Annotated in this window: 6 protein-coding genes and 1 pseudogene; all 7 read left to right on the forward strand. The window is 56.0% G+C overall.

What is annotated here, in order from left to right:
* A pseudogene (locus BUC26_RS23600) lies at positions 1-290 on the forward strand (IS1634 family transposase); the annotation flags it as partial.
* 271 nt (positions 291-561) lie between these two features.
* On the forward strand, positions 562-2,127 hold the full coding sequence (locus tag BUC26_RS14115) for a sensor histidine kinase (protein WP_084540684.1): 1,566 nt from the start codon (positions 562-564) through the stop codon (positions 2,125-2,127).
* Entirely contained in the window at positions 2,096-3,496 is a 1,401-nt protein-coding gene (locus BUC26_RS14120) for a sigma-54-dependent transcriptional regulator (RefSeq protein WP_073377123.1), read from the forward strand. Before BUC26_RS14115 ends, BUC26_RS14120 begins: the two co-directional genes overlap by 32 nt.
* Before the next feature lie 220 nt (positions 3,497-3,716).
* Positions 3,717-4,130 carry a type IV pilus modification PilV family protein gene (locus tag BUC26_RS14125; protein ID WP_073377125.1) on the forward strand — a complete coding sequence of 138 codons (414 nt, stop codon included), beginning with the start codon at positions 3,717-3,719 and terminating at the stop codon, positions 4,128-4,130.
* Positions 4,127-4,765 (forward strand): PilW family protein, encoded by a 639-nt coding sequence (locus tag BUC26_RS14130; RefSeq protein WP_073377127.1) that lies wholly within the window; start codon positions 4,127-4,129, stop codon positions 4,763-4,765. The genes BUC26_RS14125 and BUC26_RS14130 overlap by 4 nt, the downstream gene beginning before the upstream one ends.
* A 76-nt stretch (positions 4,766-4,841) precedes the next feature.
* Positions 4,842-5,441: a pilus assembly PilX family protein gene (locus BUC26_RS14135; RefSeq protein WP_161949863.1), complete on the forward strand. Its 600-nt coding sequence runs from the start codon at positions 4,842-4,844 to the stop codon at positions 5,439-5,441.
* A gap of 117 nt (positions 5,442-5,558) precedes the next feature.
* The gene (locus tag BUC26_RS24160; protein ID WP_084540685.1) at positions 5,559-15,197 is read left to right on the forward strand and encodes a PilC/PilY family type IV pilus protein; all 9,639 of its coding nucleotides are present in this window, start codon (positions 5,559-5,561) and stop codon (positions 15,195-15,197) included.
* Positions 15,198-15,336: the final 139 nt, after the last annotated feature.

Consider the following 15,336-nt stretch of genomic DNA (forward strand, 5'->3'; position numbering starts at 1 on the left):
ATGTCTTTGTTGTCATGCTGGCGTATCTGATCCGGCGCAAGCTGGCGGATGCCTGGCGGGATCTGGACGTGACCGTCGAGGAGGGGTTGAAAAAATTATCAACCCTGTGCGCGATGGAGCATGAAATCAACGGCAACCAGACCGGTGGCATGCTCAGCGTACCACAGCCACGGCCAAGTCTGGCTCGGTTATTCTCAGCACTGACGATTACCCCGCCCAGTGCTCTGCCGCGTCGGACTGGTCACGTAGACAGCAGAAGGAAGCTGCCGAGCAGGAGAAAATCGAAATAAATTCAGAATATTGAGGGGCAAAATCGGCCTTTCTATATTTGGAACATCCGTTGGAGCTGCCTGGGGGATCGCCTCATATACATGAAACCATGTACAATATTTAGGAGTTGTGTAAATATGACAAAATGTGCTGTACACTGCTGAACGGACGATCGGGCTGATCAGTATTGCCGTTCGCTCACGTGCGACCCCGTGGGCTATAGGTCCTGTCTCTTTATCATAGTTGGATCTGGTGATTTATGATTTCATACCCAGGGCGAGTTACCGTAGAATGAGACTCTCCGGACTGACACTATCCATTACGGTAACGTTCGTGCTGGTGCTCTGCGGTTCGCTGGCGCTGGGGCTCTTTGTCACCGTTGTTTTCTGGCAGCGAAGTCTCGTGCATGCCGAGGAAGCACGGGTACAGTTCGCACTTTCTCAAATAACACGGGACCTGGCGGCGGGGAGTAGGCCGGGTGAACCTGTAAGCGTTGAGAGGTTGCAACGGTTCGTTGATGACAAGGTGCTTCTTCTTGACGGCTTGTCATATTTCGATGGGAAGAAATGCGTCAGTTTTCCCGGCCCCGAATGCGATGGCGCTGTTGAGCGGGTTGTTCGCAGCTGCGCGCTCACGCAGCAGCAAAGTTGTGTTTCCCGAGACAGTGTCTGGGCAGCCGTATCGCCCGGAGTCAAGACACTGGTTGTTGCCCGGCCGTTTGATCTGGTTGGGGGGGCGGGAGGTTCACTTGCCGCCGTTGTTGAGATGGAGCCGATCTATTCTGCCTTTCGCCGTGAAATCAAAATGGTCGGCGTATATGTGGCGGTTAACATCATCATCTTTACCGTCATCGGCCTCTACCGAATGATCAGCCTAGTGGTCAGACCGATCGAGCGCATGGTCAAGGTGTCCGAGACTTACTCGGTTGCCGAAGGAGCCCGCTTCAGCGGGATGGATACCGGCAGTGAATTCAGCCGTCTTTCCATGGCACTGAACTCCATGCTGCTACGCATCGAGCTGGATCGGGAGGAGTTGCGCCGTACCGTCTCCTCGCTGGCTTGGGCCAATGAAGAGCTGCGCAAGACGCAGCGGGAGATGGTGCAGGCAGAGAAATATGCGGCGGTGGGGCGATTGTCTGCCGGCCTTGCCCACGAGATCGGCAATCCGCTCGGTATCGTTCAGGGGTATGTGGAGTTGTTGAGGCAGGCCGATCTCGCCATTGGTGATCGACGGCAATTTGCTGAACGGGCTCTTAGAGAGTTGGGGCGCATCGATCGGCTGATTTGCCGATTGCTCGATTTTGCCCGGACCCGGCCGCGCCGCAAGGAACTGTTTGGCGTACAGAAAGTTTTCGAGGAGTTGCAGGATATGTTTGCTGCCCAGGCGCGCCGGCTTGGTTTCGAGTTGACATTTGAGGCCGGGGACCAGGTGCACGTGCTCGGTGACCGCGACGGCATTAAACAGGTGCTGCTCAATTGCCTGCTCAACAGCTTTGACGCGGTCGAGACGGCAGGCCGGGGAGGCGGGGGGCGGGTGTCTGTCTCCGCCTCTGTCGAAGCGGAGACAGACGGCGGCGAGTATGTTTCTATTATAATAAGTGACAATGGCATCGGGCTCGATGGTGGTGAGGCGCCCCTTCTGTTCGAGCCATTCTACACCACCAAGGGACCTGGTAAGGGGACCGGGCTCGGCCTGTCGGTGTCCCGCGCCATTATTGAAGCGCATGGCGGGACGATGGAACTGACCGGGGTGAAAGGATCTGGAGCCCAGGTTATTATAGAGTTGCCCGTTGCAGGCGACGACGAACATCAGCCAGGAGATTCCCGTGACGGAGCAGCAACACCTTCTCGTCATTGACGACGAGGAGAACATGTGCCATGTCCTCAAGGTTCTCCTCGAGCGGCATGGCTACCAGGTTACGACTGAAACGGCCGCCGAGAGGGCCCTGGCGCTGCTCGAGAGCGAGACGTTTTCATTTATCCTCTGCGATGTGCGGATGCCCGGCATGGATGGCCTTTCGTTCATCAAGAAGGCCAGTGAGCGGTTAAACGATTGCCCGGTGATCATGATGTCTGCTTACGGCAGCGTCGAGAGTGCAATTGAGGCCATGAAGGCCGGCGCCTATGACTTCATTTCCAAGCCGTTCAAAACTGACGAGGTGCTCCTGGCCCTGAAAAAAGCGGAAGAGCGGGAACAGCTCAAGCGGGAAAATGTTACGCTGCGCGAGCAGATTGCCGAAATCAGCGGAGGTTTGCGCTTCGGCTCGATGGTTGCCGCCAGTCCGCTTATGGCGGAGTTGTTCGAGGTGGCGGAACGAATAGCTCACTACAATACGACTGTGCTGATCAGCGGGGAGTCGGGTACCGGCAAGGAACTCATCGCGCGCGGTATTCACCGGGCGTCTCCTCGTCGTGACAAGCCCTTTGTCGCCGTCAATTGCGGCAGTATTCCGGCCAATCTGCTGGAAAGCGAACTCTTCGGTCACGTGAGAGGGGCATTTACCGGGGCCGACACGGAACGAAAGGGGCTGTTTCGCGAGGCCGACGGCGCAACCCTGTTTCTCGATGAAATCGGCGAGCTGCCCCAGCCGATGCAGGTGAAGCTGTTGCGCGTGCTGCAGGAACAGGAGGTTCGTCCGGTGGGATCCGGCAAAACGGCGAAGGTGGATGTCCGGGTGCTGGCTGCTACGGCGCGCCGTCTCGAAGAACAGGTTGCCGGCGGCGCTTTTCGTGAAGACCTCTATTATCGGCTCAATGTCATGCCCTTGACCGTGCCGCCTTTGCGTGACCGGAAAGAGGATATCCCGCCTCTCTGTCTTCATTTTATTAAAAAATTTAACACCAGTCTCGATGTGCAGGTACAGGGAATCCGGCCGGCTGCCATGTCCCGGCTGCTTGAGTATCGCTGGCCCGGTAACGTGAGGGAACTCGAAAATATCCTGCAGCGCGCCATGGTCCTCACACAAAGTGGATATATCGAGGAAGAACATGTGCCTGAAGTGGTGACAAAAAATGTCACCGCTGATGTTTGCCTCGTTGATTCCTGCCGGATCGACATGATTGACGGTAACCTTTCTATCAAGCAGGCGCAGCGACAGATGGAAGCGCGCATGATCATGCTCGCCCTGGCTCGATGCGCCGGTAATAAGAGCAAAGCGGCAACCTTGCTGGACCTCAGCTACCCCTCTCTGTTGAGCAAGATCAAGCAGTACGGTTTGGAACCGTAGCGCGAAGCCGTTTTCGCGGGGGCTGTGTCTCCCCCTCATGAATCGCAGCTATTAAAAAAGTTAATAGAACGGAGCCCCCCTGCGAAAAAGCCAGTGTGCTCTGCTCTGCGGTACCATTCATATCAGTTAATTAGAGCATGTCTGCGCCAATTGGATAAGAATTTGCATATGTCGTTGGGAGATTACAGGCTCATATCATTGTCTATAGGAGTGTCACGCTATGAAGCCCGGTACAGATGATCAAAGGTTGCATCGGAAGAGGAACGGATTCACCTTGCTTGAGGTGATGATAGCCTTGGGGATTTTTTCCATCGGTATATTGGCGGTTATTGGCGCCCAGCATCTTGTGGTACGGGGCAATGCCAATGGCAATGTGGTAACCGAGCAGATGTTGCTTGCGCAGCGAACGATGGAACGGCTGAAAAATAATCCCGACCCGACGACCCTGTCCTCCGGTACTGATGCCAATATCGACGCAAATGGCGACCCGGGTGGTCCATATACCGTTTCTCGCCGGGTAACCAACGCCCTGAGCAGTACCTCCAGCCGGGTTATCGAGGTTACCGTCACCAAACAAGGGCCGCACGGACATCCTTTAACTATCCGATCTGTAACGCATGGGAACGGCGTATGAAACGGGACTATAAAAAAAAATTGATCATGGGGGGCAATGGCGGCTTTTCGCTCATTGAGTTGATGGTGGCGATCGCCATTGTCGGTATTGTTCTCGTCTCCCTATCAGCCGTATTTGAACGCTCAGGCAGGCTCTACACCACGCAGAACGTGAGCGCAGCCCTCCAGGAGGAAGTCCGTGCCGCCGTGGAGATTATCGCCCGGGAGGCACGGATGGCTGGTTTCGATCCGCTGAAGACCGGCGATTTTGAATTAAAGACGGCAACGTCGACCCACCTTCGTTTTACTACGGACCTCAATGAAGACGGAGCGGTGGCCACCACCGGCTTTCCAAACTGTGAGCGTTTGTCGTTCCGTTATTCCGCAGCGCAACAGGCCCTACAGATTGTCTGCAATGAGGGCGGGGCCGGCCAGGATATCCAGGTCCTGATCGGTAATTCGGATACGCTGGTGACCGCCGTCGATTTCGCCTACCGGGATAACGACGGCAACCCAACCACCTTCGTCAACCAGATGCGCAGCATGGTCATTACGTTGACCGCCGAAGCGCCGGCGGGAAGAACGGGCATGATCGAGCGGAGTTACACAACCTGGGTGGATTTCAGGAATATGGCCTCCAATGCAGCCTACAATTGAGAAAACGGACAACAGGTACTCGAGTGGCAGGAGAGATATGATGAATACGTGGAGATGGGGAGGGTGCATATGCACTGTGCCCAATCAAACCGGAGCGGTCCTCGTCGTTGCGCTGATGATGCTGGTCATTCTTTCGATCATGGGCGGTTTCGCTTTGACCATCAGTTCGATCGAACAGCGGGTGACCAATAACAGCGAGGTCTTTCAGCATAATTTCTACGCGGCGGAAGCGGTTACCCTGGAAGCGGCGACAACGATTTTTGAGGAAGATGATGACAATCTGAATCCTCCCAGCGGTGCACCGCCTGCTTTCAACTGGCTCAAGCTTGACGATCCAGCCATCGACCTGACGCAATCCTCGCAATGGCCGAGCGCGCTCATTGCACCGGCAGATACCACACTTACAGAGGCCCTCAGTGCCTTTGCCGATATCACCCCGCCCGGTTACGCGTCGGATGGGACTGCTGCTGGGGACCGCATCTGGTACGCCGCCATCGACAACGGCACCTGCGGGGCCTGGACCGGCTCCGGCGGGTCGTTAACCGGTGGTCCGGGTGCCCCTCAGGAACGGTGTTACGACGTCTATGGCATGTACGATGTCAAGCGGGGAGGCGGCAAGACGTACACTGGTCGGATGATGATGACCATCGGGTATAAGAAAGTTCTGTACAATTAAACGGACCAACCGAGTGATCGAACGGAAAACGTGTTTTCTGTTGACTCTAGTGCAACATGTCACTTCTCTGCGGCTCTTGCAGTGGAGGGAAACGGCAGCTTAGCTGAGGTAATAAAGATGAAAAAAAGCGTCACAACGCGAGTATTTTTCTGGGCATCGCTTTTAGGAATGCTCAGTCTTGCCGGCAGTGCCTGGGCGGCGGACTACACGGTCAGTATAGACAGTCCGACAGCAGCCGAAGGAGGCACAACGACGAGCGGATCGCTTCTTTTTACTGTGACGCTTGATCCGCCGGTTACTTCGGGAGAAGGGGTAGAAGTTTCCTGGGCGACAACAGACGGCTCGGCAACGGTTGCGGATGGGGATTATGCGAGCCAGAACGGTGTGCTGGTGTTTGGCGTGGGAGAATTCTCCGGTAGCTTCGCAGTGGACATCAGCGGCGATAACGCGCGGGAGCCGGATGAAACCATCGGAATTACCCTGTCCAGTGCCTGCTCTACCAGCGCGCCACCATGTTCGATCAACGTGGCAAGTATGACCAGCACGACGGGCACCATCGTCAACGACGATCACGATATCACCGTATCGGCGCCTGCTGATCAGGTTGAAGAATCGAGTCCGTATACCTTCGAGGTTAGCGTTGTTCCCCCGGTGACCGGAGGGGAAACCGTTGCAATTTTCTATGACATTTCCGACGGTGTTGCGCCGTCCGCCACTGCCGGCAGCGATTATACCGACCAGAGCGGTACGCTTACCTTCATCAGTGGAGACAGTGGGCCGAAACTGGTCGAGGTCGGTATTGTCGATGATGCGTTTTACGAAGAGGCGGAAAACTTTGTTTTCGAACTGCACACTCCATCAGAAACCGTAGACAGCTATCCTGCCTCCACCGCGGGGCTGATCACCAACACCGATTATTACTCCATCTCGATTGCCGCGGTCGCCTCTCCGGTGGCCGAGGAAGCCGGCAATGCCCAGTTCGAGATTACTGTTACCCCGGCCATCCAGGGCAGTGATACGGTTTCCGTTCAGTACCAGACCGCCGATGGGACAGCTGTAGCCGGTTCCGATTATACGGCGACCAGCGATACGATGACGCTGTCTGCGGCCACCAATCCGCAGACCTTTTCCGTGCCGATTCTCGATGATGGTATACAGGAGACAGACGAGTCATTTTCGGTGTCCCTGAGCAGCCCGAGCAGCAATAGCGGTATTGGTACTGGCAGTGCGTCGGTGACGATCAGCGACAGCGATTACACCATCTCGATTGCTGATGAAACCGTCAGTGAGGACGATGGCACGGTAACCTTTACCGTTTCTCTGGATCGGGCGCTGCCGAGCGGGCAGGTGACTGTAGAGTATGCCACGCAAAACGACACGGCGGTTGCCGGCAGTGATTTTCAGGCTGCCAGCGGAATGGTTACCATCGCCGCTCCTGCCGCTTCCCAGACCTTTACCGTAGACCTGATCGACGACAATGTGGTTGAGGGATCCGAACAGTTCCAGGTCCTACTGAGCAATCCTTCCGCCAACGCCTCGATGTCCGACAGCGAGGCGAATTGTACGATCACCAATGAAGACCATACCGTCACGGTTACGTCCGTGGCTAGCCAGCCGGAAGAGACGTCCCCCTACGTCTTTTCCGTGGCTGTGAATCCGCCGATTTCCGGAGACGAGACGGTATCCATATCCTATGCTCTGGCAGATGGAGCGGCGCCTTCGGCTACTGCCGGCAGCGACTATGTCGACCAGACCGGCACGCTGACCTTTACCAGTGCGACTCCCGGGCCACAGACCGTCAATGTGAACATCATCGACGATCCGGCCACCAACAACGCCCACTGGGAGGAGGACGAGAATTTCGACTTCGTCCTGAGCAGCCCGTCCGCCAATATTGAGACCTATCCGGCAACCACCACCGGTGTCATCACCAACACCGATTTTTATTCGATCACGATCGGCGCGGTGGCGGCCTCCGTCGATGAAGAAGACGGCTCGGCGGCATTTCAGGTTATCGTCTCCCCGACCATTCGCGGCTCGGACCAGATAACCGTTGACTACCAGACGGTCGATGGCACTGCGCTAGCCGGCGACGATTATACCGCTTCAACCGATACGCTGACCTTTACCAGCACCAGTCTCAACCCGCAGACGATAACGGTACCGATCCTTGACGACGGCGCCCAGGAACCGGACGAGACATTTTCCGTCTCGCTTTCCGATCCAAGCATCAACAGCATCATTGCCACCGGCAGTGCTTCTGTCACCATCGTTGATTCCGATTATACGATTTCCATCGCCAATACCAATGTAACCGAGGGAGAGCCGTCGGCAGCGTTTATCGTCTCGCTCGATCGAGCGGTTGATCCCGGCGAACAGGTGACCGTCGAATACGCCACGCAGAATGGTACAGCTTTAGAACCTGGAGACTACACGCTGACAACCGGTACCGTAACCTTTGATCCCGGCGACGCGACCGAGACGATTACCGTCCCGATTCAGGATGACGCCGTCGCCGAAACGCTTGAGACCTTCCAGGTGGTTCTGACCAATGAGTCAGGTAACGCATCCATCTCCGATGGGGTCGGTGACTGCAATATTTCCGATGACGATTACACGGTTGCCACCTTCGCCGATATGACCGTAAATGAGGACGCGGGCACGGCCCAGTTGACACTCCGTCTCAACCGAGTGGTCCCGGCAGGCGATTCGGTGACCTTTGATGTTGCCGTGATGTCCGGTTCGACGGCGATTTCGGGGACTGACTTTAACCTGCCTGCTATCCCTACCATCACGGTTCCGGCAGGAGCCCTAGAAGGGACACTAGACGTTGCCATCAACGATGATGGAGAAGTCGAGTTTCCCGAAACCATTATCCTGGCAGCCACACCGACGTCCGGCAACGTTATTTTCTCCGGCGCGACTGTTCCGGATAATACGGCGACCATTACCATCGGTGTCGATGATCGGTACGGTGTTTCAGTGAACGATGTCACCCTGCTCGAAGGGGATGGTGAAGCCATCTTCACCGTTTCTCTCGATCGACCGCTGGAGGCCGACGATGACGGCTTGCAGGTGAATTACGAAACGGCCGACGACACGGCCACGAGCCCTGATGACTACACCCACCAGAACAGTTACGTCGAGTTCCTCTATACGGTTGCCGGAACCACGACGGCCACGTTTGCCGTCCCGGTCATCGATGACGTCATCGACGAAGGCGCCCTGGAGACCTTTCTGGTGAACCTGAGCGCAGTATCGCCCTATGCGGAGATCATCACCTTTGTCGATCCGCAAGGTGTCGGCACCATCCAGGATACCGAATATATCATCACCCCGAGCTGGACCCAGGGGGGCACGGTAACACTGGAATCGCCCGCCGGCACTGCCGTCGCCATCAGCAACGGCGCAGCTGTGGGTATCGAGGACAATACGCCGGCGATCTTTACGGTCGTAGCGGATTACGAGATTACGCAGGTCCTTGTTGACGGAGTCGCTCCGTCGTCGTTAGGCTACATCACCGTGACGGTCAGCTCACCCGTATACCATACCTACGAGTTTCTCAGCACGACACCGCAGGGCAATCGCACGATATCGGTACAGTTCGACCACCGCGTTCAGTACACCGCCACCGGTCCCGGAACGGTAACCGACCCCGGCGGTCTGTCAGTGCATGACGGCGGCCCGATGGATTACATCGCCGATCACAACTCGAGTCCGACCTTTCTGATAGACGCCGACTCCGGATCCTGTGTTACCGATCTGCTGGTTGACGGTTCCTCGAAGTACGCGTTTCCTGTTTCCAGTTCGAATAACTGGGAGGGTGATAGTTACACATTCTCGGGCATTACGACCGATCACACGATTGAAGCGGAGTTCGGCTCCGTTGAGATTACCGTCATGCTTGGTGCCGATGACGGGGCCACCGGCACCGCCGAGGACCTGATCATCCAGAATCCGGTCAGCGGCAGCGGCTGGCGTGCCTATGTGACCGACTCCAGCGGTGACACTTTGATCATGGAAGGAGATCATAGTGAATCGTTTGTTATCCCTGATGATATACCTACAGCCACGCCCTGTGATGCCCGCTATATCAGGATCGAATTTCTCAATGTCGACGGTTGGCTAAGGCCGGATCCTGTGCCTCTTGATTTGCGGGATCAGTTTGAAGATCAAGTTGTTGAAGGGCTCTACGATGCCAGTTCGCATGTCCTACAACTCGTCTTCGATCATGGCTCGATTACGGCCGACCCGATCGGTGAGCCGGCGGTTGGCGCCAACCGCTATTACTATCAGAGCGATACAGACGTGACCCTGGTCGCCGTGCCGGATGCGGGGTGGTATTTCCACGGCTGGGAGGGAGATGCATCCGGTACCACCACTCCGATGACCATCACGATGAATCGCGACAAGGTTGTCGAAGCAGCGTTTGTCCAGGGGTGTACCGATAACGACCTTGACGGCTATCGGGTCGATCCCGGTGACGGCAGTTGCGACCCCGGCCCGCTTGTCGACTGCAATGATGGGGATGCGTCCATCAACCCCGGAGCAACCGAGATCTGCGGCGACGGTATCGATCAGGACTGCTCGGGTGGTGATCTTGCCTGTACCGGAGATGATTCCGACGACGACAATGACGGCTACACCGAGAACCAGGGTGACTGTAATGACGGCGATGCCGCCATCAGACCCGGAGCCGAGGATATTCCCGGTAACGGGGTCGACGAGGACTGTTTCGACGGCGACCGGCAGATCGGCAGTGAAGTGACCTGTGTCGCCCCGTCGGATATTCCGGCCAACGCGTCCCGGAAGCCGGCGCCGCCGCTGCTCATGTTCCTGCTCGACGACTCGGGTAGTATGGACTGGGAGTTCATGACTGATGCTGACAACCAGCTTTATGCAAGCCGCTATTATGTTTATTACTCGGATGATGAATCCAGAAACTATTGGGATAACCGCCTTTCTGAAACCCAACGCAGGGAGTGGCGGAGTCAGTGGGCGGGCCACAACCGGATTTTCTTCAACCCGGAAGCAACATACGACCCGTGGCCGATGTGGGAGGATGTCGTAGCCAGCGTTGATAGCGGCGAGTATGACGGCAGTGAGCAGATGTCGGTCCGTACCCACGAGAACAGCTATGATACCGACAACGCCATGTTCCCGGATATTGCGTTTCCTGACGGGTTCACCCATGCCGATATGGACTGGCCGAGAAATAATACGCTCGATGGTGAGGACGGTCACTCATGGTCCTATATCGCAGACGATGGCACACCCAATCGGCACATTTTCGAGCTCAATGCTGAATACTTCAATGTCCAGGCAGCAGGTGGAGGACAGCAGGTTATTGTGACGCGTGATGAACTGAGTTCACCGGACGATAGCGATACACGGGCCGATGCCATAGGGCTATCTGTGAGGAATGATCTGCAGCTAAATGTTCCACATCGTTGGTATTGGTATACTGCCGCTAATCGTCCCGAAATTATATTCGATAATGAAGACGGTGATGACATCTACTGGGAAACGGATAACTGGATCGAGTCCTGGGGAGAGGACTATTGGGAGTGGGAGGACAGTTTACATTACACCGAAAATGTCGGTGAGTCAGCAGGATGGAGGCTTAACCTAACTGCTGATCAGGCGAACGACTGTGCTGCGGCTGGTGGCTGTTATGTCTACGCTTGGATAGATGAATATTACAATAGTGATGCGAACGCAAAATATACTATTTATTCCCGTAATGCTTCAGGTGATTTGGTATCGGAAGATGTTCGGGTTAATCAGCAACCTGATCCTGACAACGACGGGACGGACGAAGGCCCTCAGTGGATATTGCTTTCTGACACAAGGTACAATTTTACCGCGCAAGCGCCGGTCCAGGTGAGTGTCAAGAATGCTCATTATTACGTCTGGCATGACGAAAACGGCAATGATGATCGAGATCTCGGCGAAATTTACCTGATCAATATTCCCGGTGAAGGGCATGCGGTGGGTGACTACAGCCTCGAGTATTATCGGTTCAACGATCTCAACGGTGACGATCGGGTCGATGATGGTGAGTTAATCGAGCTGACGGATCCGGCCGATTACGCACCGGTAAAGCCGGTCCGTTATGATGAGACCGGCACTGAGATTACCGATGATGACGAGCTTGCCTATGTCGTTCGGCAGAATTTTGCCGACTGGTACTCGTTCTACCGGCGGCGTATCCTGACCGCCAAGGCGGCGGTGGGGTTGACCGTGGCCGATATGGAACGGGTGGAACTCGGTCTGCACACCATCAATCGCAGTTACTCCGAGCCGTTGGAGTATATGGTCACGGCTGAGAGTGCCGAAAAGATCGCCTATCTGAAAACACTCTACAATGTCAATGCGAGCGGTTCCACGTATCTCCGTCGCGGACTCAACGATGTCGGTAGATACTTCGAGGAGGGCGATTCCGGAGATTATTTTGACCTTTATGATGCAACCCGTGATTTGAGGACGTCAAATGGGCTGCCTTCTGGCGATAATTCTGTATTCTGGGACGCGACCGTCGATGACGATGCGGACGATATAGACGACAGCGGCGGTGAGTGTCAGCGCGCCTATGTCATTGCCATGACCGACGGCTACTACAATCAATCTTTTTCGATTAGTAATCGTGACGGCAATTCCGCCTACGCCTTGACCGACAGTGCGTCCAACACGGTGGCCGATATCGCCCATCGCTGGTATCATACCGATATGGACTCGGGACTTGATAATAATGTCCCGGCCAAAGGGTTTGACGATGCGCCGCATCAGCACATGACGACGTTTGGTGTTTCGTTCGGCGTGTTCGGCCAGTTTGATCCGGACCTGTATCCCGACTGTCTGCCCGCCTGTACGACGCCGGGCAGTGACGGCTGCCCGGATCTGCAGGACCTGGGCAAGGTTGACGATTGTCAGACCAATGGAGATGGGGACATTGAGTGCCGCACCTGCACGAGAGCTTCCGATGGAACGACTACCTGTTCAGATGACCGCACGGTGGGACCGTTCGACAATATGTGTCCGGACTGGCATAGCCAAATCTATCTGGATACAGAGAGAACAGTCGACGACCTCTACCACGCCAGCGTCAACGGTCGCGGCAAATTCCTCAACGCTGCCGACCCCTCGGAACTCGTACAGTCGATGAAAGCGATCAAGGATCTGATCGAGGAGACCGAGGGAACCGCGGCGGCAGTCTCTATCAATGCCAACAAGGTGGAAACCAACACCCTGCTCTTTCAGACATCTTATGATTCAGGTGACTGGAGCGGCGACATCCAGGCAAAATGCCTAGATATCTGGGGTAATATCTCACCCTGTGACCGGGTGGTTTGCTCGAGCACGTGCGATGCTTCCTACGAGAGTTGCATTGCACTCTGCACGATTGGCGATATTGATTGCGAAGAGGTATGCCTTACGGCACGAACCAACTGCTATACGACGAACAATTGCGAGGATTACCAGACATGTTCAGCGGCGCACACCGGTTGTGTCAATGCGTGCGATAACGATTCCGCCTGCATTTCCTTGTGTGACGATGCTCAGTCGGTCTGTCTCGACGATCCGCCGGAAGTTAAGTGGTCGGCGGCCGAGGAAGTCGATAGCATGGGCTGGTCTACCCGCAGGATTATTACGGCAACCGCTTCCGGTCAGGGTGTGCCGTTCCGCTGGGGTGATGCGCTCGATTCCACCATGGACGGCCTGACCGCTGCGATGAAAGTGCAGCTGGACGGAGATGAGTTCGTGCTCAATTATCTGCGGGGCGATCACAGTTGCGAGGAAGACACCACGACCGGCTGTACCAGGGGGTTCAGGAACAGGTCAAGCGCGCTCGGTGATTTCATTAACGCAGAGCCCCACTATTACCAGAACAGCGCCTACAACATCGACTGGGTCATCGCCGGTGCCAACGACGGCATACTGCACGTGTTTAACGGTGAAACCGGTGCGGAACTCTTCGGCTACGTTCCGAACATGGTGTTCGGCAACCTGATCGAGTTGACCGAACCCGGTTATAACGATTCGCACGTGGTCTTTGTCGATGGATATACGACCATCTCCGAATTGGATAATGCCAGCCTGTTGGTCGGTGGCTTGGGCAAGGGCGGCAAGGGCTATTACGGACTTAACCTGCGGGCGGCCAAAGCCGCTCTGACAGCGGGGACGCTGGAGGCGTCGGCCGGGTCGATTATCAAGTGGGAACTGAATACAACAACCCCGAACACCATCGCCAACGCGGCCGATGCAACGGTGTTGAGCAGTCACCTGGGATACAGCTTCTCCCGACCACAGATTATCAACTCCAATGACCCGAGCGCCGAAAAGCTTCTCGTGTTCGGTAATGGCTATGACAGCGCTTCCGGCCATGCCGTTCTGTTCCTGGTTGGACTCGATGCCGACGGCGAAATCGTCTGGACCCACCATATCGACACGGGGGTCGGGGACAGCGGGCCCGATAACTGCAATGGCCTCTCCTCTCCGGCCATTATCTTCCCGCAGGGGGATGGCCTGAACGATTATATCTTTGCCGGCGATCTGCTCGGCAATATGTGGAAGTTTGATATCAGTGATCCGGACCGGGCCAACTGGGGTGTCTATTTTGCCGACCCGGTCAGCGGGGATCCGAAACCGCTGTTCTCCGCGAAAAGCAATGCCGGCTATCGTCAGCCGATTACCATGCAACCGGACGTGACGACAACCTGTGTCTTCAATACCGAAGGCTATCTGGTCGCGTTCGGGACCGGCCGTCTGCTCGATCCGGATGTGGACATTATGGACCTCTCGATCCAGACTATGTATGGGATATGGGATTGGTCTGCGGAGTGGGAGGTTCAGGGAGCCGATCCGACGACCACCTATCTCGGCGATTTCCAACCGAAGTCAACGGCAGTGACATCCTCCTGCCTGGGGTCATGTTCCGCCATTCAGACGCAATGCGTATTCGATTGTTTCGGCAACGCTGAGTGCGAGTTGGAGTGCTCCGAAGAAAATATGAGCTGCGTGGACAATTGCAGTTCGGTGAGAAACCTCTCCAACATGTCGACGATCGTCGGCGGTGGCAATGCCCCGTATGTCGCCCTGCTGCAGCAGCGGCAGATCTCGGTGAACGGGCTTGTCTACAATACCGACGGTTCTCTGCAGAGTCAGGAGTATGGTGAGACGAACCTGAACGCGGTAGACCAGGTTGTCCGCACCATGTCCGACTATGAAATGCAGTGGTTCCTGCCGTCCGCGGCAGCTGCGTTTGCTGCTGAACCGAACAAAACCATCCATCATGTGGGCTGGTATTTCGACCTGCCGGCCAATGGCGAGCGTGCGACAAAAGACGTCCTGATCGCCGCCGGCAAGCTGATCTTCACCACGTCCACCCCGGCGGACGACCCCTGTACCGGCGGCGGCACATCGAGTATCTGGACGGTTGAGGTGTGCAGCGGCGGCAGAACCTCCTATGCGTACATGGATCTCAACAACGACGGAGTTATCGACGAGAACGATTATATCAATATCGGTACGGATGCCGACCCCATCTGGGTTGCTCCCAGTGCGGTCAACGTCGAAGGGATCAGCCCGCAGCCGACCCTGGCCGAGGTGAGTCGGGGGCTCGACCGTATTTACGCGCCCGGCCTCGGCGGAGGAGGCGGCGGCGGTGGCGGCGGTGGCGGCGGCGGTGGCGGCGGCATGGGCCACGGCGGCTACGGCATCCCCATTCTCCACTGGCGTGAACTGAATTGGCAATAAGAGGAGCCATTTGCAAAACAATCTTTTCGCCCAGACTCTGCGTTATGCTCAAAATTTTATCCTCGGAATATCATGTATATGCCTGCGGTAAAATTTTTCACATGCCTAGATTTTGAACGAAAATCTAAGTTTTGCAAAA

It is taken from the genome of Desulfofustis glycolicus DSM 9705, from assembly GCF_900130015.1.
In the GTDB taxonomy this organism is placed as follows: Bacteria; Desulfobacterota; Desulfobulbia; order Desulfobulbales; family Desulfocapsaceae; genus Desulfofustis; species Desulfofustis glycolicus.

What these genes read in the sequence shown, in the direction of transcription:
- BUC26_RS14115 (WP_084540684.1), top strand. Translation starts at nt 562, where the DNA reads ATGAGACTCTCCGGACTGACACTATCCATTACGGTAACGTTCGTGCTG.
- BUC26_RS14125 (WP_073377125.1), top strand. Translation starts at nt 3,717, where the DNA reads ATGAAGCCCGGTACAGATGATCAAAGGTTGCATCGGAAGAGGAACGGA.
- BUC26_RS14130 (WP_073377127.1), top strand. Translation starts at nt 4,127, where the DNA reads ATGAAACGGGACTATAAAAAAAAATTGATCATGGGGGGCAATGGCGGC.
- BUC26_RS24160 (WP_084540685.1), top strand. Translation starts at nt 5,559, where the DNA reads ATGAAAAAAAGCGTCACAACGCGAGTATTTTTCTGGGCATCGCTTTTA.